Origin of the sequence: Streptomyces sp. NRRL B-24085 (assembly GCF_001282115.1) — a bacterium.
In the GTDB taxonomy this organism is placed as follows: Bacteria; Actinomycetota; Actinomycetes; order Streptomycetales; family Streptomycetaceae; genus Streptomyces.
The window spans coordinates 1-2,323 of sequence record NZ_LJBR01000641.1 but is presented as its reverse complement, the minus strand read 5'-3'; the positions used below and the strand labels follow the sequence as shown (position 1 = coordinate 2,323).

Below are 2,323 nucleotides of genomic sequence, written 5' to 3'. Positions count from 1 at the left end.
GGGGAAGGGGAGGGGCTGGCGTCCCTCTGCCGACCTACACCATCATCGGCCGGTCGTACGGCCCGATCGGCGCCGGCAGTTGGGAACTCCCCGTCAGATAGCGGTCGACCGCCGCCGCGACCGCCCGCCCCTCCGCGATCGCCCACACGATCAACGACTGCCCCCGGGCGGCGTCCCCCGCGGCGAACACCCCCGGCACGTTCGTACCGAACCCCGCGTCCCGCGCGACCGTCCCCCGGGGCTCCAGCTCCAGCCCCAGTTGCTCCACGAGCCCGTCCTCCCGGTCCGGCCCGGAGAACCCGAGCGCCAGCAGCACGAGGTCCGCGGGCAGCGTCCGTTCCGTGCCCGTCACCGGCCGCCGCGCCGCGTCCACCTCGACGAGGTGCAACGACCGCACCTGCCCGTCCTCGTCGCCGGTGAAGCGCAGCGTGGACGCCGCGAACAGGCGCGCGTCCGCGTCCGCCGCGGGCGCCGTCACCAGATCACGGGCCTCCTCGTGCGCCGCCGACAACCGGTAGATCTTCGGGTACGTCGGCCACGGCTCGACATCCTCGTCCCGCTCACCTCCCGGCTGCGCGTAGATGTCCAACTGGGTCACGGAGGCGGCCCCTTCACGCACCGCTGTCCCCAGACAGTCGGCCCCCGTGTCGCCCCCGCCCACGATCACGACATGCTTCCCGGCGGCCGACATCGGGGACACCGCCAACTCCCCCTCGCAGACCCGGTTGGCCCACGGCAGATACTCCATGGCCTGCCGAACCCCCGCCAACTCCCGCCCCGGCACGTCCAGTTCGCGCCACGCCGTGGCCCCCGTGGCGATCACCACCGCGTCGTACCGCGTCCGCAACTCCGCCGCCCCGACATCGCGGCCCACCGCCGTCGACGTACGGAACTTCGTCCCCTCGGCCCGCATCTGCTCGATCCGCCGCTCCAGATGGTGCTTCTCCATCTTGAACTCGGGGATGCCGTACCGCATCAGCCCGCCGAGCCGGTCGTCCTTCTCGAAGACGGCGACCGTGTGCCCCGCCCGCGTCAACTGCTGCGCCGCGGCGAGCCCGGTCGGCCCCGACCCGATCACCGCCACGGTCCGCCCGGACAACCGGTCCGGCGGCCGGGGCGGCGCGAACCCGAGCTCCCAGGCCCGGTCGGCGACGGCCACCTCGACGTTTTTGATGGTGACCGCCGGCTGGTTGATGGCGAGCACACAGCCCGCCTCGCACGGCGCCGGACACAACCGCCCCGTGAACTCGGGGAAGTTGTTCGTCGCGTGCAGCCGGTCGGCGGCCTGCCGCCAGTCCTCCCGCGAGACCAGGTCGTTCCACTCGGGGATGAGGTTCCCCAGCGGACAGGCCTGGTGGCAGAAGGGGACACCGCAGTCCATGCAGCGATCCGCCTGCTTGCTGACGATGGGCAGCAGCCCGCCCGGGACGTACACCTCGTCCCAGTCCCGGACCCGCTCCTCGACCGGCCGGCGGGGCCAGTCCTGGCGGGGGGTGGTCATGAATCCCTTGGGATCGGCCATGGCCGTCTTCCTCGCTCGCGCTGGTGACGCTTACGCGTCCGACGTGGCCGTGCGTCATCGGGCGGCACTCCTGCGGAACTTCTTTCGGCCACGATACGACTCCTCGGCCACTCGCGCAGAGTGCCGGTGTGCGCTGTGGGACAGCGCTTTCCCGGAGCTCAGCCGGCTGTACTCCGGAGCTGGACTTTGGAGCTGGGTTCCGGGAGCTGGGTTCCGGGAGCCGGGTCGGCGACGGGTGTGCAGCCGGGGGTGTTCGCGCGCTCAGGTGAGGGCCAGCAGGTACGCCAGCGCCGCCGCGCCTGAGGCGACAGCGCGAATGTGGTTCCACATCGTCCACTCGCGCACGTACGCCGGCCAGTACGCCGTCGCCTCCGAGGTGCCCGGGTCCAGCTTCAGCAGGGCGTCGTTGCGGGGCACGTTCGCGACCATCGTCAGCCCGAACGTGCCGAACAGATACAGCGCGCTCCCCACCAGCAGCTCCACGGTCCCCTCGTCCGGCCACAGCACGAACGTCACCACCGCGATCACCGAGCACAGCACCGCGGAGCCGGCGAACACGGCCATGAACGGCGGCCGCACCGCGCTGACGTTGACCGCGTTCATCGCGGCGACGCCCTGCGCGGGCGGCAACGCGGCGAGCCCCCTCATCACGAACGTCGAGAACGCACAGAACACCCCGGCCACCAGCCCGGTCCCCAGCACCCCGAGCACCACCAGCACGAAGTAAGGCCCATCGATCATCTCAACACCAGCTCCCGCGTCCGGCCCGGCACCACCCGTCCCCACCAGTCAATCCCGCCC

The 2,323-nt window shown here is 71.9% G+C and carries 2 protein-coding genes; both read right to left on the bottom strand.

The window, feature by feature from the left end:
- Nucleotides 1-34: 34 nt before the first annotated feature.
- Nucleotides 35-1,522 carry a glutamate synthase subunit beta gene (locus AOJ26_RS40720; RefSeq protein WP_053853357.1) on the bottom strand — a complete coding sequence of 496 codons (1,488 nt, stop codon included), beginning with the start codon at nt 1,520-1,522 and terminating at the stop codon, nt 35-37.
- A gap of 261 nt (nt 1,523-1,783) precedes the next feature.
- Entirely contained in the window at nt 1,784-2,263 is a 480-nt protein-coding gene (locus AOJ26_RS40715; protein WP_053853356.1) for a DUF1772 domain-containing protein, read from the bottom strand.
- Nucleotides 2,264-2,323 lie beyond the last annotated feature (60 nt).